At 36.0% G+C, this 21,849-nt stretch carries 42 protein-coding genes; 3 read left to right on the top strand and 39 right to left on the bottom strand.

Annotated features, from left to right (window positions below):
• Positions 1-95 precede the first annotated feature (95 nt).
• The 14 genes from GD441_RS02375 to GD441_RS02310 all read right to left on the bottom strand — a co-directional run bounded on the left by GD441_RS02375 (position 96) and on the right by GD441_RS02310 (position 8,776).
• The gene (locus GD441_RS02375; RefSeq protein WP_153123282.1) at positions 96-548 is read right to left on the bottom strand and encodes a hypothetical protein; all 453 of its coding nucleotides are present in this window, start codon (positions 546-548) and stop codon (positions 96-98) included.
• A gap of 75 nt (positions 549-623) precedes the next feature.
• The gene (locus GD441_RS02370; RefSeq protein WP_153123280.1) at positions 624-1,205 is read right to left on the bottom strand and encodes a phage tail protein; all 582 of its coding nucleotides are present in this window, start codon (positions 1,203-1,205) and stop codon (positions 624-626) included.
• Positions 1,205-1,636 carry a hypothetical protein gene (locus GD441_RS02365; protein WP_338091685.1) on the bottom strand — a complete coding sequence of 144 codons (432 nt, stop codon included), beginning with the start codon at positions 1,634-1,636 and terminating at the stop codon, positions 1,205-1,207. The genes GD441_RS02370 and GD441_RS02365 overlap by 1 nt, the downstream gene beginning before the upstream one ends.
• On the bottom strand, positions 1,620-2,018 hold the full coding sequence (locus GD441_RS02360) for a hypothetical protein (RefSeq protein ID WP_225434115.1): 399 nt from the start codon (positions 2,016-2,018) through the stop codon (positions 1,620-1,622). The genes GD441_RS02365 and GD441_RS02360 overlap by 17 nt, the downstream gene beginning before the upstream one ends.
• Positions 2,011-2,361 carry a head-tail adaptor protein gene (locus tag GD441_RS02355; RefSeq protein WP_153123278.1) on the bottom strand — a complete coding sequence of 117 codons (351 nt, stop codon included), beginning with the start codon at positions 2,359-2,361 and terminating at the stop codon, positions 2,011-2,013. Before GD441_RS02355 ends, GD441_RS02360 begins: the two co-directional genes overlap by 8 nt.
• On the bottom strand, positions 2,333-2,656 hold the full coding sequence (locus tag GD441_RS02350) for a head-tail connector protein (protein WP_153123276.1): 324 nt from the start codon (positions 2,654-2,656) through the stop codon (positions 2,333-2,335). Before GD441_RS02350 ends, GD441_RS02355 begins: the two co-directional genes overlap by 29 nt.
• Before the next feature lie 8 nt (positions 2,657-2,664).
• Complete coding sequence (locus GD441_RS02345) at positions 2,665-2,904, bottom strand: hypothetical protein (RefSeq protein ID WP_153123274.1); 240 nt, start codon at positions 2,902-2,904, stop codon at positions 2,665-2,667.
• A gap of 32 nt (positions 2,905-2,936) precedes the next feature.
• On the bottom strand, positions 2,937-4,067 hold the full coding sequence (locus GD441_RS02340) for a phage major capsid protein (RefSeq protein WP_153123272.1): 1,131 nt from the start codon (positions 4,065-4,067) through the stop codon (positions 2,937-2,939).
• Positions 4,068-4,100: 33 nt separating this feature from the next.
• The gene (locus tag GD441_RS02335; protein ID WP_225434114.1) at positions 4,101-4,874 is read right to left on the bottom strand and encodes a head maturation protease, ClpP-related; all 774 of its coding nucleotides are present in this window, start codon (positions 4,872-4,874) and stop codon (positions 4,101-4,103) included.
• Positions 4,874-6,037, bottom strand: coding sequence for a phage portal protein (locus GD441_RS02330; protein WP_153123270.1), 1,164 nt, complete (start codon positions 6,035-6,037; stop codon positions 4,874-4,876). Before GD441_RS02330 ends, GD441_RS02335 begins: the two co-directional genes overlap by 1 nt.
• Before the next feature lie 15 nt (positions 6,038-6,052).
• Positions 6,053-7,708 carry a terminase TerL endonuclease subunit gene (locus GD441_RS02325; protein WP_153123268.1) on the bottom strand — a complete coding sequence of 552 codons (1,656 nt, stop codon included), beginning with the start codon at positions 7,706-7,708 and terminating at the stop codon, positions 6,053-6,055.
• Positions 7,683-8,033 (bottom strand): hypothetical protein, encoded by a 351-nt coding sequence (locus GD441_RS02320; protein WP_153123266.1) that lies wholly within the window; start codon positions 8,031-8,033, stop codon positions 7,683-7,685. Before GD441_RS02320 ends, GD441_RS02325 begins: the two co-directional genes overlap by 26 nt.
• Before the next feature lie 112 nt (positions 8,034-8,145).
• A complete protein-coding gene (locus GD441_RS02315) occupies positions 8,146-8,493 on the bottom strand; it encodes an HNH endonuclease (protein WP_153123264.1) in 348 nt (115 codons plus the stop codon).
• A 43-nt stretch (positions 8,494-8,536) separates the two neighbouring features.
• Positions 8,537-8,776 (bottom strand): hypothetical protein, encoded by a 240-nt coding sequence (locus tag GD441_RS02310; RefSeq protein ID WP_153123262.1) that lies wholly within the window; start codon positions 8,774-8,776, stop codon positions 8,537-8,539.
• A 138-nt stretch (positions 8,777-8,914) separates the two neighbouring features.
• On the opposite strand from GD441_RS02310, the gene GD441_RS16950 reads away from it, so the two are divergent.
• Positions 8,915-9,079, top strand: coding sequence for a hypothetical protein (locus tag GD441_RS16950; RefSeq protein ID WP_191992077.1), 165 nt, complete (start codon positions 8,915-8,917; stop codon positions 9,077-9,079).
• 331 nt (positions 9,080-9,410) lie between these two features.
• Here the strand turns inward: GD441_RS16950 and GD441_RS02305 are convergent, their stop codons facing one another.
• The 25 genes from GD441_RS02305 to GD441_RS02205 all read right to left on the bottom strand — a co-directional run bounded on the left by GD441_RS02305 (position 9,411) and on the right by GD441_RS02205 (position 20,095).
• Complete coding sequence (locus GD441_RS02305) at positions 9,411-10,190, bottom strand: hypothetical protein (protein ID WP_153123261.1); 780 nt, start codon at positions 10,188-10,190, stop codon at positions 9,411-9,413.
• A gap of 169 nt (positions 10,191-10,359) precedes the next feature.
• Positions 10,360-10,566, bottom strand: coding sequence for a hypothetical protein (locus GD441_RS02300; RefSeq protein ID WP_153123259.1), 207 nt, complete (start codon positions 10,564-10,566; stop codon positions 10,360-10,362).
• 87 nt (positions 10,567-10,653) lie between these two features.
• A complete protein-coding gene (locus tag GD441_RS02295; RefSeq protein WP_153123257.1) occupies positions 10,654-11,196 on the bottom strand; it encodes a site-specific integrase in 543 nt (180 codons plus the stop codon).
• Complete coding sequence (locus GD441_RS02290) at positions 11,193-11,651, bottom strand: ArpU family phage packaging/lysis transcriptional regulator (protein WP_153123255.1); 459 nt, start codon at positions 11,649-11,651, stop codon at positions 11,193-11,195. The genes GD441_RS02295 and GD441_RS02290 overlap by 4 nt, the downstream gene beginning before the upstream one ends.
• Before the next feature lie 17 nt (positions 11,652-11,668).
• The gene (locus tag GD441_RS16945; protein ID WP_191992076.1) at positions 11,669-11,833 is read right to left on the bottom strand and encodes a hypothetical protein; all 165 of its coding nucleotides are present in this window, start codon (positions 11,831-11,833) and stop codon (positions 11,669-11,671) included.
• A 94-nt stretch (positions 11,834-11,927) separates the two neighbouring features.
• Complete coding sequence (locus tag GD441_RS02285) at positions 11,928-12,659, bottom strand: BRO family protein (protein ID WP_153123253.1); 732 nt, start codon at positions 12,657-12,659, stop codon at positions 11,928-11,930.
• Between the two features lie 173 nt (positions 12,660-12,832).
• A complete protein-coding gene (locus tag GD441_RS02280; RefSeq protein ID WP_153123251.1) occupies positions 12,833-13,033 on the bottom strand; it encodes a hypothetical protein in 201 nt (66 codons plus the stop codon).
• A 138-nt stretch (positions 13,034-13,171) separates the two neighbouring features.
• On the bottom strand, positions 13,172-13,435 hold the full coding sequence (locus GD441_RS02275; protein WP_153123249.1) for a hypothetical protein: 264 nt from the start codon (positions 13,433-13,435) through the stop codon (positions 13,172-13,174).
• 270 nt (positions 13,436-13,705) lie between these two features.
• Positions 13,706-14,077 carry a hypothetical protein gene (locus tag GD441_RS02270; RefSeq protein ID WP_153123247.1) on the bottom strand — a complete coding sequence of 124 codons (372 nt, stop codon included), beginning with the start codon at positions 14,075-14,077 and terminating at the stop codon, positions 13,706-13,708.
• 19 nt (positions 14,078-14,096) lie between these two features.
• Positions 14,097-14,261 (bottom strand): hypothetical protein, encoded by a 165-nt coding sequence (locus tag GD441_RS16940; protein ID WP_191992075.1) that lies wholly within the window; start codon positions 14,259-14,261, stop codon positions 14,097-14,099.
• A 186-nt stretch (positions 14,262-14,447) separates the two neighbouring features.
• A complete protein-coding gene (locus GD441_RS02265; RefSeq protein ID WP_153123245.1) occupies positions 14,448-14,657 on the bottom strand; it encodes an XtrA/YqaO family protein in 210 nt (69 codons plus the stop codon).
• Between the two features lie 200 nt (positions 14,658-14,857).
• Positions 14,858-15,034, bottom strand: a complete 177-nt coding sequence (locus GD441_RS02260) for an FmdB family zinc ribbon protein (protein ID WP_153123243.1) — start codon at positions 15,032-15,034, stop codon at positions 14,858-14,860.
• A gap of 16 nt (positions 15,035-15,050) precedes the next feature.
• Positions 15,051-15,239: a Fur-regulated basic protein FbpA gene (locus GD441_RS02255; protein WP_153123241.1), complete on the bottom strand. Its 189-nt coding sequence runs from the start codon at positions 15,237-15,239 to the stop codon at positions 15,051-15,053.
• The gene (locus tag GD441_RS02250) at positions 15,236-15,430 is read right to left on the bottom strand and encodes a hypothetical protein (protein ID WP_153123239.1); all 195 of its coding nucleotides are present in this window, start codon (positions 15,428-15,430) and stop codon (positions 15,236-15,238) included. Before GD441_RS02250 ends, GD441_RS02255 begins: the two co-directional genes overlap by 4 nt.
• Positions 15,431-15,446: 16 nt before the next feature.
• Positions 15,447-16,142, bottom strand: a complete 696-nt coding sequence (locus GD441_RS02245) for a DnaA ATPase domain-containing protein (RefSeq protein WP_191992074.1) — start codon at positions 16,140-16,142, stop codon at positions 15,447-15,449.
• A gap of 73 nt (positions 16,143-16,215) precedes the next feature.
• Positions 16,216-17,298 (bottom strand): hypothetical protein, encoded by a 1,083-nt coding sequence (locus GD441_RS16935; protein ID WP_191992073.1) that lies wholly within the window; start codon positions 17,296-17,298, stop codon positions 16,216-16,218.
• Positions 17,295-17,501, bottom strand: coding sequence for a hypothetical protein (locus GD441_RS02240; protein WP_153123235.1), 207 nt, complete (start codon positions 17,499-17,501; stop codon positions 17,295-17,297). The genes GD441_RS16935 and GD441_RS02240 overlap by 4 nt, the downstream gene beginning before the upstream one ends.
• Positions 17,502-17,505: 4 nt before the next feature.
• Complete coding sequence (locus GD441_RS02235) at positions 17,506-17,676, bottom strand: hypothetical protein (RefSeq protein ID WP_153123233.1); 171 nt, start codon at positions 17,674-17,676, stop codon at positions 17,506-17,508.
• A gap of 29 nt (positions 17,677-17,705) precedes the next feature.
• Positions 17,706-18,092 carry a hypothetical protein gene (locus tag GD441_RS02230; RefSeq protein ID WP_153123231.1) on the bottom strand — a complete coding sequence of 129 codons (387 nt, stop codon included), beginning with the start codon at positions 18,090-18,092 and terminating at the stop codon, positions 17,706-17,708.
• Between the two features lie 166 nt (positions 18,093-18,258).
• Positions 18,259-18,426, bottom strand: coding sequence for a hypothetical protein (locus tag GD441_RS16930; RefSeq protein WP_191992072.1), 168 nt, complete (start codon positions 18,424-18,426; stop codon positions 18,259-18,261).
• A 41-nt stretch (positions 18,427-18,467) separates the two neighbouring features.
• Positions 18,468-18,710 (bottom strand): hypothetical protein, encoded by a 243-nt coding sequence (locus GD441_RS02225; protein WP_153123229.1) that lies wholly within the window; start codon positions 18,708-18,710, stop codon positions 18,468-18,470.
• Positions 18,711-18,726: 16 nt separating this feature from the next.
• Positions 18,727-19,239 carry a helix-turn-helix domain-containing protein gene (locus GD441_RS02220; RefSeq protein WP_153123227.1) on the bottom strand — a complete coding sequence of 171 codons (513 nt, stop codon included), beginning with the start codon at positions 19,237-19,239 and terminating at the stop codon, positions 18,727-18,729.
• 71 nt (positions 19,240-19,310) lie between these two features.
• The gene (locus GD441_RS02215) at positions 19,311-19,661 is read right to left on the bottom strand and encodes a hypothetical protein (RefSeq protein ID WP_153123225.1); all 351 of its coding nucleotides are present in this window, start codon (positions 19,659-19,661) and stop codon (positions 19,311-19,313) included.
• A gap of 26 nt (positions 19,662-19,687) precedes the next feature.
• On the bottom strand, positions 19,688-19,852 hold the full coding sequence (locus GD441_RS02210; RefSeq protein WP_153123222.1) for a hypothetical protein: 165 nt from the start codon (positions 19,850-19,852) through the stop codon (positions 19,688-19,690).
• A gap of 24 nt (positions 19,853-19,876) precedes the next feature.
• On the bottom strand, positions 19,877-20,095 hold the full coding sequence (locus GD441_RS02205) for a helix-turn-helix transcriptional regulator (protein WP_153123221.1): 219 nt from the start codon (positions 20,093-20,095) through the stop codon (positions 19,877-19,879).
• Between the two features lie 156 nt (positions 20,096-20,251).
• On the opposite strand from GD441_RS02205, the gene GD441_RS02200 reads away from it, so the two are divergent.
• Together GD441_RS02200 and GD441_RS02195 are read left to right on the top strand one after the other, a co-directional pair.
• Entirely contained in the window at positions 20,252-20,593 is a 342-nt protein-coding gene (locus tag GD441_RS02200) for a helix-turn-helix domain-containing protein (RefSeq protein WP_153123219.1), read from the top strand.
• Positions 20,594-20,773: 180 nt separating this feature from the next.
• The gene (locus tag GD441_RS02195) at positions 20,774-21,688 is read left to right on the top strand and encodes a BRCT domain-containing protein (RefSeq protein WP_153123217.1); all 915 of its coding nucleotides are present in this window, start codon (positions 20,774-20,776) and stop codon (positions 21,686-21,688) included.
• Positions 21,689-21,849: the final 161 nt, after the last annotated feature.

The following is a 21,849-nucleotide window of genomic DNA, read 5'->3' as shown; positions in this document are numbered from 1 at the left end:
TGGTTCGTGCCAAAATGTGTCACTATCAATTCCGTAAACTAGAACATATAGAACGTATAAATCCTCACAGCACTCAATGTTTAGCGTCGGCGGCTTTACTTCTTTTTTCCTTTTTTTGTACACTGTTGAAGGCCTTTAGCAAACTGGTTATGATCTTTAGAAATTACTCCTTTAACTAGATTCATGTAAATTTCAACTGTTTCAGCGAATGAATAATGATATTTTTCAAGAAAACTATCAAAGTCCATACCTAAATTTTTATTAGCTCCCAGACATGCCAAATAAATTGTTTTCTGCATAGCCACTTCATCTAGGCTATTTAGTGCATCACCATCAACGGAGCCGTTAGTTACTAATCCTTCCAACCCTTGCAATTTGAATAAATCAGCAACAAGTGATCCACTCAGAATCCCGAGGTCTTTTCCTCTTTTCAGGGCATAATTGGTGAGAAAACAAGGAACCCTTTTTTCATTTTTGAAAATCTGTTTGAACTCCCCTTCTACTTCCACAATCTCCATATCTTTCAAAACAATCGTTTCAATACTCATGTTCTAAATCTCCTAACATCTCAAATTTTTAAATAGCAAAAAAGCCCCTAAAAAGGAGCTTTTTCATGTTATTGGTTAAGGAGCTGGCACCTCTACTAATGATGGTGTGAACGTTGTATGCCATTGAGTAGCGATTGTCTGATCTTCGAGCTCATCCACTAATGCTTCATAGTAGAAGTTATTTAACTCATCAGCTAATGCAGTAAACTCGAGTTCAAGCATCGCTACTTCATCCGAACCGTTTTCAACAGCAATTTTGAAGCCGGATGAATTTGAGCAATTTGAAAAAGCAATCAGTTTCACAACGTCCTCAAACTCGTCAATGACATCTGCTGTAAAAACAAATCTTTTTCCTTTTGACAAACTTCCATAGGCCCATACACCAGGTTTTAAATTGTCATTGCTCAATCCAAAAAAGTCACGAGCTACTTGAACAGGGATATGACCACTTACTGTCAAGTTCATTTTGGTCGGTTTTGACTTTTTCTTGACTTCGATACCCTCAGCCTTTTTAACAATTTCGATAACCTCTGTTTCTCCTTCTATGGAACCTACTAAACCAAACTTTGTTCCAGGTTTCTGAGTTGCTCCATCAAAAAATTGAATACTAGCATTCTTTATCGATACCGCATCGAACTCTTGAATTACTGTTGGCATTACAATTCCTCCTCCAATACTCGATCAATATTTTCGTTTAATACTTCTAAAATCTTTGGAACTGCTTTTTCCAAACCTCTTTCCATAAATCGCTGTTCCACTAAATTGTGTGGTCCACGTCCTTCGTTTGGGAAAACTAGATAACCAAAACTACCATTTTTTTTAGCAGCTCCGCCTTTTGTTGTGATGGTGAATCCTAAATTATGTTTTTGGCTTTTAGACCAGGAACTCATTTTGGCGTGATTCTTATTTCTAACTCTGCCGTTTTGTCTTGAAACAGGAATCAATTTTGTAATCTCTTCTGTTGCAATTTTTATGCCTTGAACATGTAGCGTGTCATTAATGACAGCTTCCAACCGATCAGGAAGACGTGCCATTTTCTGTTCAAGTTCACTCAATTGCGCATAATCGAATTCAAATCGTACACTCAATTGGAATCACCCTTTTGAAAGTGAGAACAACACGATCAATAAACCTATCAGTATCTTTCACTTGAAGTCTCTCTTTACTGGATCCTAAGAAAGAAACGCCTTTTACAGCATTAATGACGGTTATAATGTCAATGGTCTGTTCATCCACATTATCTTGATTTTCAGAGTAATAATACACATTGATATTTTGTGAGAGCTTCCTTATGTCATTAGTAGGTTTGAATTCACTTGTTTCAAAAACAAAGCAGTTATAAACTTCAAGTGATGCTTCTTCATCTTCTGCAATTTCATCTTCAAATACTGGTAGACCAAAAGTATTTTGAAGATTATTCACGATTCCAGTTATCTGCTCATTCATGAGATTCTTTGTTTTCTCATTCACTGATTACACCAACTTCCTGCAAGTAAAAATACAAATAGCGTTTATCGGTATCTGTATCAACTTTGATCACATCGTATTCTGTTTGATCAATTACCACTTTCAATTTACTTTTATTGATTTTGCGAAATGAAGGAGGATAAAGAGTTTTTACTTTTAAATCCAGGCTCGCCCCCATAATGCCAGCCATTTGATAGTCACTATCTCGGCAGGACATTTCTTTGAAAGCAAGTCGCCCTTCTTCAGAGAAAACTTCCCCAATTCGCTTTCCAGTTGATGAGCGTTGCGTTTGTTTATGGCCATATGCTAAAAATCCGTCATTGAACGTCTCCCGATACGGTTCCATCCACAACACCTACTTTCCCAAGAGCCACCTGGAGAATCAGTCTTGAAAGTTCATGCTGAAAATTCTTTTCAAATTCATCTGCAGCGTTGTTATAGACATAGCGACAACGTTCAAGGAAAATTTCCTTTGGCCATTCCTCTTTACTAAAATCAAAAGACGCACCTGTCAAATTCGACAAGTACGCCTTTGCTCGATTGATAAGGTTTTCTAATTGTTCATCCTCATCATCCCAAGTGATCCGTAAACGACTTTTTAAGTCCTTTTTTAAGTCTTCTAGTAATTGCTGCTCATCCATAAAGATACCTACTTTTTAGCAGATGTTTTCTTCTTTTTTGTAGCGTCTTTGGTTTCATCAGTTTCTTCAACAGTTGTGGCCTTTAATTCAGGACCAAGAAAAGGTTTTTTATATTTATTCTTATTTGATTGTAGAAGAGACACTCTTTCTGGATCTGCTTGAAATCCTGCTTTCGGATAAGTCTCCCCCTTTTTGTAGAGCATGTTTCCATGCTCTTTTTCAATAAAGTCATGTAAGACATAATACATACTCACACTACCTCCTCATTAAATAAAATGTTTTAAGGCGCCGGTGTTTCACCAAGTGTAGAAATATCAAATACTAAGAAGCTTTCATTGTCCTTCGGACGGCCGTTAGCATATTGTTTTGTGACATATACTCGTTCATCCTCTAGGAAACGGTATTCATCGCTGTATTCAATCTTACGAGTTGAACCCACGCCCATAAAGTAATCTTTTGCAAGTCCTGCAACCATCTTACCCTCAGGCACAGACACAGATTGAATAATTGTCCCAGGAATCGGTAGTACGCCGTATACATACGTTCCACTCTGTGTTAAAACCGTTGTTAATTCAAAGATTTTAGCCCAATAATCAAGCGGATTGACAACTAAAATTACATTTGTTACTGAACGTTTACCGCCTTTAGTTAATGGAGCCATCACCATTCGACCTAAAGTACCTGGTTTAAAATCAGGAAGTACCTCTGCATCCTTATCTGGATATACTCCATCAACTACTGCACCAGCTAAGTCCTTTAACATACCGATAGGTTTGTTTTTACCATCCCCGTTCACAATTGCATCTTCTAGTGCAAGGGCAATGGATTCTGCTAATACAGTTCTTACAAAACGGTCTAACCATTGAGGGCCTAAGTCCAACATTGCTTTTGAAACAGGGATAAAAGCAGACAGTTTATATAAGTCTGTTTTCATCTTTTTGAACGTATGAGAAAGCTCCTTCTTGATCTCATCTGTTAGTGGACCCCACCAAGCACCTTGGACATCCTCACCACGCGTAATCCATTCTGTCACACCGGTAACATTTACAAATTCAATAGCTTTAAGCAAAGGTCGATCTTGAACCAAGTCTTCAAACACACGGTCAATGACCGTAGCTGGCATTAACTGTTCAGAACCAGCAAAACCACCGCTAGTAATGACTTCGTTATAGTACTTTCTTTCTTCACTTGTTAGAGGATTCAATCCTCGCTTAATCATGACTTGCTGATCGTTGAAATCCTCATTAACAGCAGCACGAGCTTCTTGTAAAATATTCGCTTCAACAGTTTTAGCAAAAGCCGTTAACGCTTCAGCTAATTCATTCTCATCACCGCTGTTCATAGCTTTAAGCAGATTCTCTTTCATTTCCGCTTCGTTCTTGGCTTGACGATCCAGATTTTTAATAGTCATACTTTTTACCTCCTAAAATTAATAAAAACACCATCAGTTTTCTGATCGTGTTTGATTAAATGAATCTAAAAATGTATAAAGGATGTTTGCATTATTCTTTACAGTTTTTTCTTGATGTCCAGGCTCTTTCGTTTCTTGCTGATTAGATTTATCCCCTGCATTTGATTTAGCAGCTACTTGCTTAGCATACTTATTAAGGATCTTCTCTTTTGCAGAGATTCCTTCTTCCTCTTCGTCATCCTCTTGAATTTCGATCTCATCCACAATTTCATCGCAAAAACCTAAAGCATTACATTCTTCAGCAGTCAACCAAGTTTCTTCATCAAGTAATTTTTCCAAATCTTCTCTTTCACCAACAAATCTGGATGTATAGCTTTCTGTTACAGCTGTATCAATCTTTTCCAAATCGTCTGCTACTTTTCTCAACTCTTTGGAATTACCTGCAGCAAAAGTCCAAGCTTTGTGAATCATCATCATTGTATTTTTTGGCATGATAATTTTATCTCCTGCCATTGCAATTACGCTGGCTCCTGATGCTGCTAAGCCATCAATATGGATAATGATAGTCGCTTTATGATTCTTTAAGAGATTGTGAATAGCTATTGATTCGAACACATCGCCGCCCGGACTATTGATATGAATGTTAATCGTTTTAGCTTTGATGTTGTTTAATTGGTAGCGTACATCTTTTGAGGATATATCGGAAAACCACCCGCTTCCGATTGAACCATACATATACATTACAGCTTCATCATTATCAGCCTTGTTAAGCACTTCAAATCTTTTAGCGATTTTTGGAATTTCCATCAACCGTCACCCCCTTTCATATTTTCGATGTTTTCAACAGACTCATAGTTTTTCGTGACAAATCGTGTGTCAGCCCATGCTTCATCAATCCGTTCACGTCCTAACATTCTTAAATTGTCATTAATGCTGTTTACACCAATTGCAAAGAATTTATCACAAGCAGTTGCAAGATCCACTACATCAAGAATTTTAATTCTAGTAGTGTCGAGCTTGAGATATGTTCGATTCAAGAATTCTTCCTTCGTGTACATTTTTCTATTGAATTCATCGGCAATTAACTCAGCAAGAGGGTTTATACAAAACATCAAAAAATTATCTGTCTGCTTTTCTATATCAGCCAAATCACCTTTTAGTAGTCCACGGGGGACGTGAAATGCCATTGCTACAAAATCAAAGATATCATCTGCTAATGCCCGAATATCCCGGCTATTTTGAGCAGCTGAACCGTTCTTACCATTGCCACTTAAATCATCAAGCTCATATCCTTTTTGTAGTTGAAAAACTGCCCCAGCTTTATCTGCTTCAAACCATGCTTTAAATTGATTGTCAAACATTTCATTAATCAATTTTTGCTCTTCATCTGTCTGGGGTCTGAGGAAATCTCCTTTTAGAACTACCCTTTTTGCATTTGACCGTTTATATATGTTCATTGCAGAAGTAATTAACTTACCGTAGCTTGAATATAAACCGTCAATAATGTTTGTAATATTACTATCATTAAGTTTCAAATGAATCACTTCTGATTCAAAAAATGGCTTGCTGAAAGTGAAATCTCCAACCTTAACATTTTCGTAACGATTTTCAAACATAGCGAATTTCACAGTATTGTAGTCATCAGCTACATACAGACTGTTATTCTGCATTATTACCAAACACTCATTATTCATGATCAAATGATTGACTAAACTATGCAGAAATTCACTAGCATTCTGATTTTGATTTGGAGATACGTTTAGCAAATAATAATTATCTCCTCGATACTCTTTCCCTTTGTCAAATGTAAGGAACTCGCAACGAACAAGCGTATTGGCGATTAAATCAACACAAGTTTCAACCGCTAACTTCTTAAAAAAGTAATCGATAGCCAATTCGTAATAACTATCAGTTAAAGTTATGGCGTCACGATCACCAAAAAAGCTTTTCACCCAATCTATTACTCCCAAAACCTCACCACCTCTCTAATATGTTCTAACTTTGAACATAGCTGGATTAATCTGCTGTCTTTCTACTAATTCGGAATCGAAATTCAGAGCATGCAAAAAGGCGAAAAATCCATCTGTTTTCCGCTTCTCTTTATCTATTTTTTTGTATTCAATATTGCCATTTGCTTTCTCTTCTTTGTAGACGTTCCCCACATACCAACGCATTAGTGGGTCATCACCAAATACAAGTAACCGTTTCACAAACATTTCTTCAACTAGTGGGGCCAACATGCTGTGCGTTGCTGGTCCACGTCGGACAATTTCAACATCAAAGCCTGCCTCTTCCAGTGTTTCTTTTAAAATTTTTGAACGATATAAGTCCATGCTAATTTTTAGAATCCTGAAAGTCTTACTCATTTCAGCAAACCAAGATAAAACATGCTCGGCACTGATAGATTCATCATACACGACCGTGAGCAAACCCTTTTCTTTCGCAAGTTCAATTATTTCAGAATTAATGTCTTGTAGTTTTGGCGCAGTGTGATGCATGAAAGTGTGCTGGATCCAGTATCGTTTTCCTTCATGTTTGAAAAGCAAACCTACTGAGCAGAAATCACGGATTTGTGCAAAGTCTACTGCTCCGATCGCTTCAATTCCTTTTAGATTTTCTGGGAGGGGTTGATTCGTTGCAAGTCGTTCCTCGTAGGTAGCCACTTCTTTTCTGACATCATCAACCGGACAATTCATGCGCTTGGTCATAAATTCAATTCGCATCTTGGCGTTTATCTGCATATCGTTATAGGCTTTTCTCATTTCAATCTGCAAGTTTTTGTTATAACGATAGGACGGATTTGCTTTTTCCCATTTGGACTCATCGTCTACTTCTTTCTCGTCATCCAATTTGCAAATGAAAGGGAATAGCGTAGAATTTGGTAACTCTTTGTTAAGGACCATCCTGGACTCTTCTTTTAAATCATCTAATACCCCACCACGGACATAACCATCCGTTGTGATGTAGAACGTTCGTGGATCTTTCTTTTTACCGAGACCTGACGTAAAAACTTTGATGTTATCATAATCGTCATACTCGTGTATCTCATCAAATATAACTACACCGCTTCGCTTACCATCTTTTGTTCGAGCATTCGATGTGTTGTATTCTAATTTCGATTTTGTTCCTCGATGCTGAATAAGTGTTTTGGATTTATAGAAAACTTTTTTCATTTTCGACCAATTAGAATCCAAAACATTGTATACATCCTCAAAAGAAGTCTTTGCTTGATCTTCTGCCGTAGCCACGATGTCAATGTCGTAATTATCAATTCCATGATGCCCGGTCATCATGTGAAATCCATTCCAAGCGATATAACCGTTCTTTCCTACACCACGTCCTGCTAAAATAAAAAAACGGTCAAACATTAATCGACCATCATCATAACGAACCCCGTATATAAATGCGTTAAGGAATTTTTGCCAAGGAAAAAGAGAAAACGGAAAATATTTTGCTGGAATTACCACCGACTTTTCAATTGCTTCATGGTCAATAACAACGTTAGGTTGATCAAGTTTCCATTGTAAAAATTCCATTAGCTTTTTTTGCTCATTACAAGTTTCAATTTCTCCTTTTTCAACCATCCTCATGTACTCATCAATATATGGATGATACTTATACGTCCTCGAAATCATCAGCATCACTATTCTTTTGATCAAGTTTATCCAGGAGATTGAACAGTTTATCATAAGCAGTTGTATACCGATTCATAGTCGTGTTGTACGATTTTTGGGCTGGGTTTTCAACTAACATTTTTTGAGAACCTTGTTGAAATAAATATGTCGGGCCTTTCGTTTTAATCGTATCTTCCAGAATTTCAAGTTGAATCGTCATAAATGCAATCCGTTCAATAAGTTCTTTTGCAACTTCCCTCTTATTCTCCGGTAAATCCAAGAAAATTGAATTCAAACGATCAATCTCCTTTTGAATCAATTCATCTTGTGCTTTTTTACTAAGCTTTGCCATTGAGTACCCCTCCCCTCACGTGAGAATTTCACAAAAATATTTTCTCCGATAGCCTCTCCCCGTTGAATGGTTCTCCACAAAATTGCAAAAGTTTTGACCGGGGGGTGTTATTTCACCATCGTTCTTCATTGACAAATTTCGGCTGAGCTTTATTTATCATTTCATTCTTACCGTCTGCGATGTTGTGACAGTCAATGCACAAGTACTCCAAGTTATCTAATTCTAAAGCCAGATGTGGATGTGTTCTAACTGGTTTGATATGGTTTACTTCCATTTTTGTTGGTTTACCATACTTATTAAGAGTCTTACGTGTAGTAACTTTGCCTTTGCGCTTACAGTGTTGACATTCATACTTGTCACGCTTTATTGCTTTCTGTCTTAGCTCTCTCCATTCTTTGGATTTATAGAACTTCATGAGGTTGTCTGTTCTAATTAATTGAATCAGTTCCTTTGTTTTCATTGTGTTTTCCCTCCAAATAAAAAAGCACCCCGAAGGATGCTTATTAATAATTTAATGTATCTTCAAATTCTTGTGCTTCTTCTAGTGATAGTGAGATACCTATACTAACTATTTCTTCTTTTTTAACTTGATACTTTACATATGATTTTGTAATAAAATGATACCATTCATTATCCTGCTGATTTGTAACCTCATTTACTATTTCTTCTTTACTTTGAGCATTCTTGAAAAATGTATAATTGTCACCATTTTTTAATGAAATATGAACCTCATATGTTTTCAATGTTTTCCCTCCTTTCTCCCTATAATTTCGACAAAAGGAGATATTTTCCTGCAATTTATTGTTATTTTAGCAGGAAAATCTACTTGTTTATAGAATTCTAAAAATCGCATGCAAAACCGATTAAAAGGAGATGGTAACATGGCAAAGAACACTGGAGAAGGTTATCGAAAGGGTGCAGTCAAAGATCGCACTCAAACATATAATCCTAAAACAGATACATGGGTAAAACGTGGAGAAGACGGCCGCTTCATGGACGTTAAAAGCGATGGTACTCCTTTTAAAGGTGTTACAAAAGAAAAATAACTTTTAAAGAGGATGTAAAAAGTTTTTTGATCGGTTTTGCATGCTTTTAAAAAACATTCTTACTTCCTCATAATCGCTCCTCTCACTCTCTTGTAAGTATCCCAATTTGTTCCCACGATCTTTAACGAATGAGCAAAAGAAATGCGCATCCATTTGGACGCCACAAATGAGAATAATGTATCATAATATGAAGGATTACCTTTCCGGCTGTTTCTGCAACCGAGAAGGATTTGGCAGATCAATATATTACCGCAATATCAGAGTACTATGTTTATTACAAAATGCTCGTTCTTTTTTCTGCCACAATCCTGCCATTTGTCTGCCACTTTTTCTATTTGCTAATTAATGTCCTTTTTTCTTTTGGAAATCTAATTGTAAAACCATTGAATAATTTATAAGTTGGTAGAATTGTAGTAAAACTAGAGATATCTCCAATATCCAAATTAAGTGGCTCCTCTATGTCTTTATTTAATATAACAATTCTATATTCTCTTTGATATTTAATGCTACAATCCTTCCAAAAATATAAATCAGGATCCAAGTTGTGATATATTTCTATACGTTCCTTATTATTTATTGAAAAATCATCATACCTAACAAATTTCGCTTTGAATGAATATCCAAGTTCCTTGAATTTCTCATTAATGATATCCATAAACTGTTTAGGAGAAATAACTAACACATGATCCCCAAATACTTGTTCTATAATTTTCTTTTCTTCCTCAGAAAAATTCAAGATAACTTCAACATATTCTTCTGTTTCATTTATAACCTTCATAGCAGATGCATTAATGCCTGTCATACAAAAAACAGGCTTATATATTAACTGATCAAAAGTAACGGTAATTCTTGATGCTGTTCCTTCCAATACAACTTCATTTGTTTCTGGATCAACTAATTTAACATCTAGGTCATTCATAACCTGTGTAGCTTCATATATATCACCAATTCCTTTTTTTCCTTCTCTTTTTTCCCAATCAATATAGGTCTTAAAATTTTTCATATGTAGTTTTCCTGACTGAAGTAATTCCAAGTATTCCTTTGCTGAGAACTTTAAAAACAGAAATGCACTATCATCAGTTAGACCATAATCAAGCAATGTCTTATCCACAATAATTACCCCCATAATATATTGTCCTTTTAATTACCCATATCTTATATTTTGTTGAACTCACCCAAAGGCTGAAAGCCTTGATATATCTATATATTTGATCACTTTAATAATGAGTTACACTCTCGTTTTTTTATGTGTAACTAATACTCAAAAAAAAAAAATCCGTTCAGTTAGAAAATGGTCCAATAGTAAATAAGCCTACAAATCCTAAAAATGCTCCTAAGCTTCCTGCTTCCTTGCTTTTGAATAACATATTAGCAACTATAGAAGGAATACTTATCCAAACTATAAATGGTACCAGGTATTGTCTTATTCCAGACCAAAGAACATCACTAAAAGCACTAAATAAAATAGAACTAAAATCCAATTCCATAAAAAAATCACCTCTATTCCGTCGTTTTAATCTTCCATAATTCGACAGAAAAAAGGTGATTCCTTCCATTACTACATATTATTATGTCTAAATTTTGAATTTAACCATGGCTTTGTCCATGCTGTCCTGGTTAACACCAATGTATCGTAGCGTGATATCTGGTGAAGAGTGGTTAAAAAGCTCCTGCAACATAGCAACATCCTTTGTCTGCTGGTAAAAGTGATATCCGAAAGTTTTTCTCATCGTATGGGTGCCAATATCTCTTAGCTTGAATTTTTCTGCTGCTCTTCTTAATATCTTATATGCCATGCTTCGGCCAATCGGCTTATTTACACCTTGCCTACTCTTAAAAATGTATTCATGATCCTGCATATCCTCAATATAAATCTTTATCTCTCTTTTTAAAGATGGAGTGATACGGATCCATTTCTGTTTATTAGTCTTTTGTTCTCTGATAATGATATGCTGCCCTTTCACATCAGCAACTTTAAGCTTTAAGATATCGGATATTCTTAAGCCGGTATTAATACCCATGATAAACAGTAAGTAATTCCTTGCGCTTTCAGCTTTAAAATATTCCTTAATTTCATCAATTTTTTCTTGGTCTCTTATTGGCTGAACAAAGTTCATGCACCTGTCACATCCTTGTTCTCATAGCTTTCAATACCAAGTGCAAATGCCAGTTTATAAAATGCCTTAGCTTTTATCCGATAATACTTTCTTTCTGACATTCCCATTTCGTTATAGAGTTCATAATCATATACATCATCCTCTAACATGTATCGCCTAATAATAATAGCTCTCTCCCAATAATTCAAACGATTTACTGCTGTAAAGATTCGCTTAATGTATTCACTTCTTTCTCTATCATAATCAGCATTACGAATAGCAGCATCTTCAGTAGATGAGCGAAATTTATTTGTATTTGTGGGAGGTACAATAGAAAAGGATTGAGTGACTTTAGGCTGGTTGTCTAATGATTGTGTAAGCAAATATATTCGATATTTTTCTAATGCTGCCTCAACTAGTTTTTTTGTTGTATCTCTGTCGATAACAGGCAATTCGAAACTTAACTGACTGCTCATTTTCATTCCTCCAATCCTTATTTTTGTCGGATGGCTCCGCCTTTTCCCCTTCTATATGTTGCCTTGTTTATTCCCATAAGATCTTCAATGTCTCTTCTTGATAATGTTTCAGGCTTTTTCTTTGGAACTTCTTTTTTATTTTTCTTTGCCCATTTTCTAATTTCAGATTCTAAACTCCTCACAGTCGTCAGCTCCTTATTCAATTAATAAAAAAAAGACACCAATCCAAGTAAAAATAACTTGAATCAGTGTCCGCACGCTTCCGGTCTTGGACGATTATGAAACTGCTTTTTTCATTAATAATCGAAAAGTCTCTTTTCCTTTTGGAGTTATAAGTGTTTGAACGTCTGCTTTGCCGTTCCTCTCCCACTCCTTCATTTTAAATAGATCTCCAACGTATTTAGCGTATGGCTTTAACTTTTTCTTTAAATCTCTATATAAAAAGCCTTTTTCCAGTAGCCAGTTAACGAATTGTCTTTCTCCAATTTCTAGTTCCTTTGCTGTGTCTCTTATATTGGTTAGTAAGTTCCGATCAACCAAAGCATCAAAATACTCTGCTTTTGGCTTCATGACGGCAATTTGCTCATTTTGCTTCCGGACTGTTTCTAAAGTTGCTTTAAAAAGTAATTTCGTTTGATCGTCAGCATGGGAGAGATAAGTCTGAATGAACAAATCCTCTTGAGCTACATACCCGCCTGTTTTACGAATTGTAGGTAAAACCTCTTCAGCTACCCAATCGCTAAATTTTTCTGCTTCTGGCTTGTTGCTTCTAAAAACCAATTTATAAACTGCAGATTCATTGATGACTGTAACATGCCTGATTTGGCTACCGTCGGAAATTCCGACACTAGCTTTCTGAGAGTCTTTTAATCTGCTAACAGCATCTCGACTATTTGAAATCTCCAACACGTCACATACATCTTTGGCTACAAACCAAACCTCATTATTCATTAAAACCGTACGGACCTCTGCTTTGCCGTAAGAGAAAACTTTTTGTAAATGATTCATCCTATCCCTCCTTAACAAAAAGAGGACACCAATTAACAGCATTCGCTCATTAATCAGTGTCCTCAGGCTTTCCGATCTTGGACTTATCTCGTTAGTTCCATTATACACCAATTTTGTCGAACTCAATATAATTTATATTATTATTTTGTTCCATATAATTTTCGTACTATGCATCACCATTTGCCTTTAAAACGCTCTTTTCTTCTCTTTTCAAATTCCTTATGCCCTTTGATTATTTTGATAAAAACAAATACAGTAAACGATAAAACTAAGATAAAAAATAATCCAAAAAATATTAGATAGCCTATTGCGAAAGGGCTTATAGCGTTCCACATATCGCTAATTGGTGTATCTAAAATATCTTTTATTGTCACTTTTACCACTCCTTTAATTTGTAAGAGTTACTTACGAGTTCAACTATTCGGTTATCCCGAAACGTTGAGATGTAAAGTTTTACTTGATAACTTAATGAACAGTATCGTTCAATTGCGTAATATTTTCGAAATGTGACACTATTCTTTCTCTGATCTAACATCAGCAACGTAATAATTTTCTATAACAACATCTGTACATCTTAAAGGGATGATATATTCAGCACTAATTCCTTCCAACGTACTAATACATGATTCGATTTTAATGTTTTCAACAATACAACCTTCTTTATAGTATTGTTCTTGTACAGCTTTAATAAATTCATCTGCGTTATTAAAATCGCTGGATTTTCCGTATGCTAAATCGCCATCTTCTGAAAAAGTTACATGTTTAATTTTCTCCATTCTAATCACCCTTCACGTTTCGTAATGTGACGCTAAAATAAAAATACGAGAAAAAAAACAATCGCAATTAAATTTACGCAAATACTGAATGCATACTTGTTAAAACCATTTATCTTAGCAACTTCATGCCATGACTTATTAACATTAACTCTACTTTGATTAATCAATACGAGTGGTCGAACTAAATCATATATACATACCACCAGTAAGAAAATCGCAATTAGCTTCACTCCCTGTCCTCCAATCTAATTATTACGCTTTATGTGTCTACTATAAAACTGTTTTCTTTCGGAGTTTCTGGATCCGTATATCTCTCATTCTTCCTTGTGAGCCAATTAGTAGCGTATTTTGATCAACATAGAAGAATGCATAATATATATTTCCTTCATAGTCATCTGGACTAAAAAGCAGCAGTTTATCTGTTTTTCCTACATACCGTAAATAATGCCCTTCCTGCATCTCAAACATGGTACGTTTTTTTTCACCAAACTTTTGAACAAATTCCCCTGGTCGTATGATTCCGTCGCCTAACTTTATTGGAGAAACAATAATTTCATCCTTTGGCACTTCTGCATACATAGCTCCTGCATGGTAAAAAGTCCTCTCGTAGTCAAGAGATTCAAAGATTGAAATTTGGTCCATATCCTCACCACCTTATTCATCAACCTCGTATTTTCGGAACCTCCGTTCCACCCAACTTCTTACAATCTGCTCCAACCCTGCTAGCACATTTTTTAAATAGAGAACAGCGTGTCATGCACGCCATTCTCCTATCCTCATCACGCATCCATTTGGGACGATCGTCTGCGATCACTACAGTTTGCATATAGCTCCTACCTCCTTTGAGCTGTAACTTTCATTAATTCACATCCTTTTTAATGAAACGCAATACAAATTCTGTAACCTACCACTAATTTTCCGTACCATTTTTAGGCTTAAAAAGGTACTCGTTATCGTTCATACTTGATGTATAGTCGTTGATTAGCATTCTAAGGGGTTTTTAATCCGTTTTTTAGATCAGCTCGCTTCCCTCGAATTTGATTCGAGTCGCTTTGCCCTTTGCTGTCTCAACAATTGTCTGACCGTGTTCGACAGCTTCACAAACTTTTGCTTTTCCTTGCACTCCGTCCAAAACGATTAATAAAACCTTTCCTTCTTGCATAGTGTGTGTAATAGACATATCTTGTATATTTATGTTTAAGTCGCGAATTCTTTTTTCCATCATTAACACCCCATATGCTATAATCTAGGTGTGTGTAATTAATTACCTGGTTGCTTCCAGGCTATTTTTTTTGTTTATTTTTCTTAGTTAATGGCCAGCGCCAATCAGTTCGCCTGGTCTCTTTTTTTGTCCCTCGTTGCTTGTAGGATTCTAGCTCCTCAGGGGATAATTGGGAAGTAGTCACTGAGTTATTAAAAGGCTTATTCATCAACTTCTGTACCGTATCTAACAACCAAAATACCTCCTCCAACATCCCTGATTGATTCTTCAGAATGGCATACAGGACATGTGACCGCGGTCTGATCTTCAAATTCTTGCTCAACTGCAAATGTCAGAATGCATTTCTCACATTCATACACATGAACGAATGTTTCCATGGTGCTTGACCTCCACTTAATAGATTTGCTCGACCGGCTCCTTACGTGCCTTTTTGCAACATTCTGAAATATAGAGGTACTCTAATTCAGAAAGGCTAATTTCGTAAAACTGCCTGCCATCACTGTTTTTCTTTAAGCCAAACTTCAAAAGGCGTCTGATTAAAAACGCTTTTCTTTTTTCAACTGCTTCTCGCAATAGTGTCATGAGTGTACCTCTCCTTCTGGTAGCCCGTAGAAATTAACATAAGCTTTTTCTATGGCCAATTTATGATCTTTCTTGCTTTTATCAGGAACGACCCGTTCAGGTCCATTACAAACCTCACAAGGACCGATTGAAAATAAACCAGCTCCGAGTATCTTAAAGACTCTCCCTTTTCCTTCACACACTGGACACATAAAATTCTCACCTCCTTTAACTGAACAAAATGTCTTGAAGCATTTCGTTTTCTTTTTTAGCCAAGTGACTTCTAACTCTCTCATCCGGCATGTAGATAGGAAATGCCATTTTCTCAATCCGGCTGCTAACCCTGCCTGCTTTATACTTCTCATCAAGCTCATCAACAGAAAGATTGGATGTAAAGATCGTCACTTTTTTGTTCGTCAATCGATGTTCCAGAATAGTTGTAAATATTTGCTCTACCCAATCTGTGACGTTTTCGACTCCAAGATCATCAATAACTAGAACATCAGCATTTTTGATACGTTCTATCAGGTCTGACGTACTAACTTTGCTGTCTTTCCCGAACGTCTTTCTGATTTCATCGAGCAAATTAACGGCTGAAGAATACAAGACTCGCAAGGGATTTTTGTCAGAATCATAGACTTTACAAAGTGCGTTCAGAATGCTTGCAGCAAGCCTGCTCTTTCCAGAACCCTTCTCATAGCTGTAGAGGTATAGCCCTTTCCCTTGTGTGCGCATTGCCTCGAAATTCTTTACGAAATTTGCTGCAGCCCTCTTCGCTGTTGCTGCTCTTTGCTTAGATTCAGGATCTTTGTATAAAGAGACATCAAACGAAGCGATCGTAACCCCTCGGAATTCTTCTGGAATGTTCGCTATAGTCAGTTTTTTGAAATGACTTTTATCTTGCCTACACTTACACTCCTGCATTTTTTCCTCGCCAGTACTCCAGTTTTTTAAATGGATTAGTCCTTCGCCATCACATTTAAGATAAGGGCACTTTTCAGAAATCGACGTCAATGTCTCGAACTGTCCCTGGCTGGATAAGACCTTTTTTTCTTGCCAATTCTTCAAGTCTTCGAGTCTCTTTCGAAGGTCCGGACGGTCTGCTGCAATTTGTTTTAGTGCTTCCTGAATGCTTATCACGGACTTTTCCCCCTTTCGTTTGGGTATGGGCATTCTTTCTTTGCTCTGACAAATAATGCTGATGAAGGATATATGTCTTGCAATATGCGAAACCATTAATCTTGTCACCTGGATACTTTGGTTCATACCGTTTAAAAGATTCCTCAAGATATTTCAAAACATCTTTTACAGGGATCCCTACGGCAACTACTTCCTGAATAGCCATAATGTCTTTAGGAGAAACGAATAAACCATTCCCTCGTAACTGAATATATTTCTGCTCAATAAGCATCGCTGCATTTTGGTATTCCGTTTCTGTCGTCCCTTCGAGTTCAGCTTCAAGTTCCGACTCCTTAGTAATAATGTCAGTAATATTATTTGTAGTAGTATTTGTAGTAATAATTGTATTTGTCCTACGTTCCAGCGTAGGAGTCTCCTCCGTTCCAGCGTAAGAGGGTGGTACGTCCGAACGTAGGAGGGTGGTACCTTCCAGCGTAGGAGGGGGTACGTCCGAACGTAGGAGGGTGATGTCCAGTTCTTCAAACGTAATTTTTTTTACATTTTCAACCACCGGCTCAACGAAAAGTACGTTATTCATCTTGGTTCCATTTGCTGTTGTGATTTCTCTAAATTCACGAGTGATAAGGCTGTGTTCTTCTAAATAATCCATCGCATCTTTGACTTGACGTTTTGTAAAGCCAAATTGATCCGCAAAGGCTTGATAGTTTCTTTGAAGTTTATCGGCTCTAAATTTCTTGTTAGCCCCAATGATTACACCCGATTGCTCATCTCTCACGACCGTTGGACGGTACCAATACAAGATCTCTGATAGAAGGGTAATAGCGATAAAGTGTGGTTTACCGTTACTGAAAGTGAGATTTCTAAACCAAATAGAGGGTATTACATTACCTTGAATGTTGAGTTGTCCTATTTCATCTACAGTGCTATATCCAGTGTTCATTTTCTTTTTCTTCCACCCTTCTTTTGAACTTCTAATCTTTCACATACGGCAAACGAATCAACCACATCTATCAATCTATAATTTGTATACTTTTCAAGATATTTCCGTACATCGTTTAAAAAAATTTGCTCCGGTATAGATTCTCTTGTGTTCAAGAGTGTTGTCGGCAGCAATACTTTGGTGATGATACCATTTGAAAGCATACGGTTAAGCCTCAATTGAGATAAAAATTTGATTTCCGTGTCTTGGCTCAAGACTTTTCTTAATTTCTTGAGCTTTGGCCATGCATTCTGAGACACTGCAGGCAAGAACAAACGCTGTATGGATTGTGCAGAATGAATCAGAAACTTTTACAGAAAAATCAACTTCGTATAGCATAGCTAGTCCATCTCCTGCATAAACTATTTTTAAATGACACGCTTCTTTCCTCGATCAGAATGAATCTGTATTATTTTCAATTTATGAAGTCTAAAAGCTTTGTTATAAACAGATGAAATATCCCGATTTAACTTTTCAGCTAGATGCTTTAATGGATATAGATGATAATGGTTTATCAAATATAAAACTTCATCATTCTCCCATCTGCCACTTTTTTTAGGTGTATCCATCTTTGGAATCGATTTAGGTTTTTCATCTTCAAGTAACTGCGAAGATAACATTTTCAACTTTTCACTTACTGGACAATTGGAGCATAGATTCTGTTTAGTTGATTTGATGCATGGGCAAACGTGGCAATGTGCATCTAGGACAACAGAAATCTGTTTTCTTATTTTCTTCTTGGCTTCACGGTCCAACGTTTCCAAACCTCCTTTAAAATGTTCGGTGCGCACCGTAAGAGTTAAGGATCCGGGGGCATTCTCACAATGTTAGCGTGAGAAAATCCTTAACCCTTACGGCAAGCCCGAAGCTTGCCTGTCTAATTTAGACATGATAAGATGTGAATAAGGAATTTTTCTTCTTTTAAGCAGTGAGTGTTCCAGCACTTGCTGCTTTTTCTTTTGCAAATAATTGTGATTTTATTTGTATTTCGGTTAAGAGTAGTTGACTGCGGTTCATACGCATTTCGGCACATAACTTCCTAACTTCCCCAGCTTTCATCAAAGAACTAACAGAAAATACATAACTCATTTCTATTCACCTCCTTATAAGGCTTGTCCATTCCACCAGGATTAATCCTGGCTTTGCTTTTGCTTCTCTTGCATTTCTTCTAATATTGACCATCCTACCAGGTGAAATTCTCTAAGGACTCGCTGAACTTGTTCTTCTGTAACCCCTTTGGGTTCTACAACATGAATGATGGTATTGCCTAATTTGTAAGTCTCAGCATATTTCTCGTTTTCCATGGATGCATCACCTCTTACACTATGTGTATGCATCTGTAATGAGTGGACATCCCTTGGAATTGCAGTCATTGTATTCCTCCTATTTTTATTTTCTTAATCTTCTGGTTTTTAAGCTTACTTGCCATGCTCTAAATACATCCTTCATGCTCAATCGATGCTCTTTGCATAAAACAGCAACTAAATTCACCATTGATGCTGCTGCATCTAATACTTCGAGCATTGCTCGCTTTACATTTTCGCGGTCTTCTTCGTTATGCACTTTTGCTGGCTTAGCCCAACAGATCTGCCTTAGATGTTCCAGAGCTTCTTCTGTTTCCTGTTTAACTAAATACCCCATACTTGCTGGATGTTGATCAACATGCTCCCCATCAAAATATGGAATGCTGACATGGCCCGTTGTAATACCCCATGTTTCAAAATAAAATTCCGGGTCATCAATTTTTTGTGTCACTTTTGCATACATTTCTCTTGGCAGTGTTCTCGTGCCAGCCTCGTATTTTGCAATGGCTTCACGAGAATAATTCACTTCTTGGCTTAAATCTAATTGCGTCATTCCCTGACGTTTCCTGGCTGCCGCCATCGCTTCACCGATTGCCACTTTCTAACCCTCCTCCACTTCTGTACCACTTATTTCCTGTTAATGTGACTTCATTTGTCCTATACTTGAAACTACAAATCTTTCAACATCGAATCGATTTTTTCAAGTTCTGTAGCAAATTGCTTTCTTCGTTTCAACAGGCTTTCTTTCACATGTGATAGTCCGCGAGAATCAATAAAAATCCATTGTTCAATACCATACTTAATCAATTTTATTTCTGGATGTTTCACTCTAAAGTAACCATGCCATTGTTCAGCAAGATACTCGTTTGCCATTTGAATGAAGCCTATAGATTGTAGTTCTTTTTCTGCGTGTTTAGCATGGTCTAAATCAAACACCATGTCACAAAGAGTGCATTCAAATAAACTAGGACTAATTTCTCTCATATTCATTACAGGACAATTACAATGAAAGCATTTCATTTATAACACTTCCTTTTTAATAAGACTTATGGACTTTTGACACTTTGAATTAGCTCATCCATATCTTTGATTAAGGCTGTGACGGATTCATGGACATCTGCTTTTTCGTAACAAGGATCTTCTAGGCTCATTATGAGTAAATGCAACTCGCTTAACACCTTGTATGCTAAACTCACTGAAGCATGATCCATTCACTGTCACCGCCTTTAATAATTTCATTTTTCGCAACTAGAATCGCAAAAAAATTTTTCATATGGTTCATTGAACAAGGTAGCTAGAGTAAATATTTCTTCAGCTGTAAAAGGCTGTTGACCTGTTTCTTTTCTATGATAGGGATAAACAGTGTTAAATCCTAATTTCTTTGCCATTTCTTCTTGAGATAAATTATGTGATTTCCTGATGCCTCTTATAAACTCAAGGTTTAATTTAATCATTTCACACCTCCTGTTGCATTATTTGCAACAACCTTAATCTAATAATAAATTGCATTAATCGCAATGTCAAATATTTTTTTTCGTTTTTTGCAACTTTATTTTGCATATATAGCAATTATGATAGAATTTCTATAATAACACTGAGGAAGTGGCAGTATGAAAACATTGGGGGAACGACTTAAAAAGTTACGTGAGGAAAAAAATTTAACTCAAGAACAAGCTGGAGAAATTTTTGATTTAACAAAATATCAAATCCACAGATATGAAACAGGAGCAAGTAACCCTGATCCTGCAACAATAAAAAGGTTTGCTGACTATTATGACGTTTCGACTGATTATTTACTCGGTAGAACAGATAATCCTAAAGGGAATTTTGTAGAGGAAGAAATCCTGGATCCAGAGTTAGGATTGTTTTTCAAGGAATTAAAAGAGGAATCACCAGAACGCCGTGAACAGCTCCGTAAAATATGGGAAATCATCAAGAGTGAAAAAAGATAACGCAACTTAGACACGCTGATTAATTTGGCGTGTTTTATTTTTGTTTATGTTTGTAAATTTTTTCTTTTATTTCATAATCATTACATTTTTTAAAAATGAAAATTATATTCTTAGAGAGGTATTCCTTAAAAATAATTTTCAAAACATTTTAAAAAAATCATAAATAAATGGAGGATAAATATGAAAAAAAAATTACCTGAAATCGATGAATACCGAAAATTTACATCTAAAGCCGAAGTACATAAGGCTGTTAATTTACTCATTGGTATGATCAAAGGAATTGAATTAGACGGTGTTATAAATGCAAATGAACTTTCCGAAATTACAAATTGGTGTAATTTGCATAGACATTTAAAAAATAAATCACCATTTTCAGAAATTATTCCTATAATTGACAATGCTTTAATGGATGACCATCTAGAGTATGATGAAATTCAAGATATTTTATGGCTTTGTAATCGTGTTATTAAAAGTGATGAATTTGATGAATATTACAACATGATCACATCTTCTATTCAACAGTTAGAAGGTATTCTCCATGGTACATTAGCTGATAATGTTCTTTCAGATACAGAAATTGAGCAATTATCAAAATGGATGGAAGATCACGATTTTTTAAGGGGGACATATCCATTTGATGAGATTGATAGCCTTCTAGTAAGTGTTAGACATGACGGTATTATTAGCAATGATGAAAAAAACATGCTCACTGCTTTTTTTGCTAATTTCATTGATACTAGAATGTCGTACAACATTAACGAATTCGAAATAAAAGCATTACAAAGTAAATATACTATTAGTGGTATTTGCGCGGTATGCCCAGAAATAACATTTGAAAATAAAACTTTTTGTTTTACAGGTACGTCAAAACGAGCAAAACGTAGTGAAATAGCTGAAATCATATTAAGAAAAGGTGGTTGTTTTAATAATAACGTGACCAAAAATACAGATTATTTAATAGTTGGAGGGGATGGAAATCCTTGTTGGGCATTTTCTTGTTATGGCCGTAAGGTTGAAAAAGCTGTTCAACTAAGAAAAGAAGGCTCTCAAATCATTATCATACACGAAAATGATTTTTGGGATGAAATATACTAAATCGTAAATATACACTGCTCTTTTATGAGAGTTATTGTTGGGGATGATGGTCTGAGCACCAAAGAAGAAAAAGCTTACGACCTCATTGAAAAAGGACATGATATAAAAATCATAAATGAAGATGAATTTTTGAGTTTGATAGATTCGAAAATTCATATTTC

The organism is Peribacillus tepidiphilus (assembly GCF_009466385.1).
In the GTDB taxonomy this organism is placed as follows: Bacteria; Bacillota; Bacilli; order Bacillales; family DSM-1321; genus Bacillus_BN; species Bacillus_BN tepidiphilus.
The sequence above is the reverse complement of the archived record's forward strand: the minus strand, read 5'-3'. Positions and strand labels throughout refer to the sequence as shown.

What these genes read in the sequence shown, in the direction of transcription:
- GD441_RS02375 (WP_153123282.1), bottom strand. Translation starts at nt 548, where the DNA reads ATGAGTATTGAAACGATTGTTTTGAAAGATATGGAGATTGTGGAAGTA.
- GD441_RS02370 (WP_153123280.1), bottom strand. Translation starts at nt 1,205, where the DNA reads ATGCCAACAGTAATTCAAGAGTTCGATGCGGTATCGATAAAGAATGCT.
- GD441_RS02355 (WP_153123278.1), bottom strand. Translation starts at nt 2,361, where the DNA reads ATGGAACCGTATCGGGAGACGTTCAATGACGGATTTTTAGCATATGGC.
- GD441_RS02350 (WP_153123276.1), bottom strand. Translation starts at nt 2,656, where the DNA reads ATGGATGAGCAGCAATTACTAGAAGACTTAAAAAAGGACTTAAAAAGT.
- GD441_RS02345 (WP_153123274.1), bottom strand. Translation starts at nt 2,904, where the DNA reads ATGTATTATGTCTTACATGACTTTATTGAAAAAGAGCATGGAAACATG.
- GD441_RS02340 (WP_153123272.1), bottom strand. Translation starts at nt 4,067, where the DNA reads ATGACTATTAAAAATCTGGATCGTCAAGCCAAGAACGAAGCGGAAATG.
- GD441_RS02335 (WP_225434114.1), bottom strand. Translation starts at nt 4,874, where the DNA reads ATGGAAATTCCAAAAATCGCTAAAAGATTTGAAGTGCTTAACAAGGCT.
- GD441_RS02325 (WP_153123268.1), bottom strand. Translation starts at nt 7,708, where the DNA reads ATGCTGATGATTTCGAGGACGTATAAGTATCATCCATATATTGATGAG.
- GD441_RS02320 (WP_153123266.1), bottom strand. Translation starts at nt 8,033, where the DNA reads ATGGCAAAGCTTAGTAAAAAAGCACAAGATGAATTGATTCAAAAGGAG.
- GD441_RS02315 (WP_153123264.1), bottom strand. Translation starts at nt 8,493, where the DNA reads ATGAAAACAAAGGAACTGATTCAATTAATTAGAACAGACAACCTCATG.
- GD441_RS16950 (WP_191992077.1), top strand. Translation starts at nt 8,915, where the DNA reads ATGGCAAAGAACACTGGAGAAGGTTATCGAAAGGGTGCAGTCAAAGAT.
- GD441_RS02300 (WP_153123259.1), bottom strand. Translation starts at nt 10,566, where the DNA reads ATGGAATTGGATTTTAGTTCTATTTTATTTAGTGCTTTTAGTGATGTT.
- GD441_RS02295 (WP_153123257.1), bottom strand. Translation starts at nt 11,196, where the DNA reads ATGAACTTTGTTCAGCCAATAAGAGACCAAGAAAAAATTGATGAAATT.
- GD441_RS02290 (WP_153123255.1), bottom strand. Translation starts at nt 11,651, where the DNA reads ATGAGCAGTCAGTTAAGTTTCGAATTGCCTGTTATCGACAGAGATACA.
- GD441_RS02285 (WP_153123253.1), bottom strand. Translation starts at nt 12,659, where the DNA reads ATGAATCATTTACAAAAAGTTTTCTCTTACGGCAAAGCAGAGGTCCGT.
- GD441_RS02275 (WP_153123249.1), bottom strand. Translation starts at nt 13,435, where the DNA reads ATGGAGAAAATTAAACATGTAACTTTTTCAGAAGATGGCGATTTAGCA.
- GD441_RS02270 (WP_153123247.1), bottom strand. Translation starts at nt 14,077, where the DNA reads ATGGACCAAATTTCAATCTTTGAATCTCTTGACTACGAGAGGACTTTT.
- GD441_RS16940 (WP_191992075.1), bottom strand. Translation starts at nt 14,261, where the DNA reads ATGCAAACTGTAGTGATCGCAGACGATCGTCCCAAATGGATGCGTGAT.
- GD441_RS02265 (WP_153123245.1), bottom strand. Translation starts at nt 14,657, where the DNA reads ATGGAAAAAAGAATTCGCGACTTAAACATAAATATACAAGATATGTCT.
- GD441_RS02260 (WP_153123243.1), bottom strand. Translation starts at nt 15,034, where the DNA reads ATGGAAACATTCGTTCATGTGTATGAATGTGAGAAATGCATTCTGACA.
- GD441_RS02255 (WP_153123241.1), bottom strand. Translation starts at nt 15,239, where the DNA reads ATGACACTATTGCGAGAAGCAGTTGAAAAAAGAAAAGCGTTTTTAATC.
- GD441_RS02250 (WP_153123239.1), bottom strand. Translation starts at nt 15,430, where the DNA reads ATGTGTCCAGTGTGTGAAGGAAAAGGGAGAGTCTTTAAGATACTCGGA.
- GD441_RS02245 (WP_191992074.1), bottom strand. Translation starts at nt 16,142, where the DNA reads ATGCAGGAGTGTAAGTGTAGGCAAGATAAAAGTCATTTCAAAAAACTG.
- GD441_RS16935 (WP_191992073.1), bottom strand. Translation starts at nt 17,298, where the DNA reads ATGAACACTGGATATAGCACTGTAGATGAAATAGGACAACTCAACATT.
- GD441_RS02240 (WP_153123235.1), bottom strand. Translation starts at nt 17,501, where the DNA reads ATGCTTTCAAATGGTATCATCACCAAAGTATTGCTGCCGACAACACTC.
- GD441_RS02235 (WP_153123233.1), bottom strand. Translation starts at nt 17,676, where the DNA reads ATGCTATACGAAGTTGATTTTTCTGTAAAAGTTTCTGATTCATTCTGC.
- GD441_RS16930 (WP_191992072.1), bottom strand. Translation starts at nt 18,426, where the DNA reads ATGAGTTATGTATTTTCTGTTAGTTCTTTGATGAAAGCTGGGGAAGTT.
- GD441_RS02225 (WP_153123229.1), bottom strand. Translation starts at nt 18,710, where the DNA reads ATGACTGCAATTCCAAGGGATGTCCACTCATTACAGATGCATACACAT.
- GD441_RS02215 (WP_153123225.1), bottom strand. Translation starts at nt 19,661, where the DNA reads ATGAAATGCTTTCATTGTAATTGTCCTGTAATGAATATGAGAGAAATT.
- GD441_RS02210 (WP_153123222.1), bottom strand. Translation starts at nt 19,852, where the DNA reads ATGGATCATGCTTCAGTGAGTTTAGCATACAAGGTGTTAAGCGAGTTG.
- GD441_RS02205 (WP_153123221.1), bottom strand. Translation starts at nt 20,095, where the DNA reads ATGATTAAATTAAACCTTGAGTTTATAAGAGGCATCAGGAAATCACAT.
- GD441_RS02200 (WP_153123219.1), top strand. Translation starts at nt 20,252, where the DNA reads ATGAAAACATTGGGGGAACGACTTAAAAAGTTACGTGAGGAAAAAAAT.
- GD441_RS02195 (WP_153123217.1), top strand. Translation starts at nt 20,774, where the DNA reads ATGAAAAAAAAATTACCTGAAATCGATGAATACCGAAAATTTACATCT.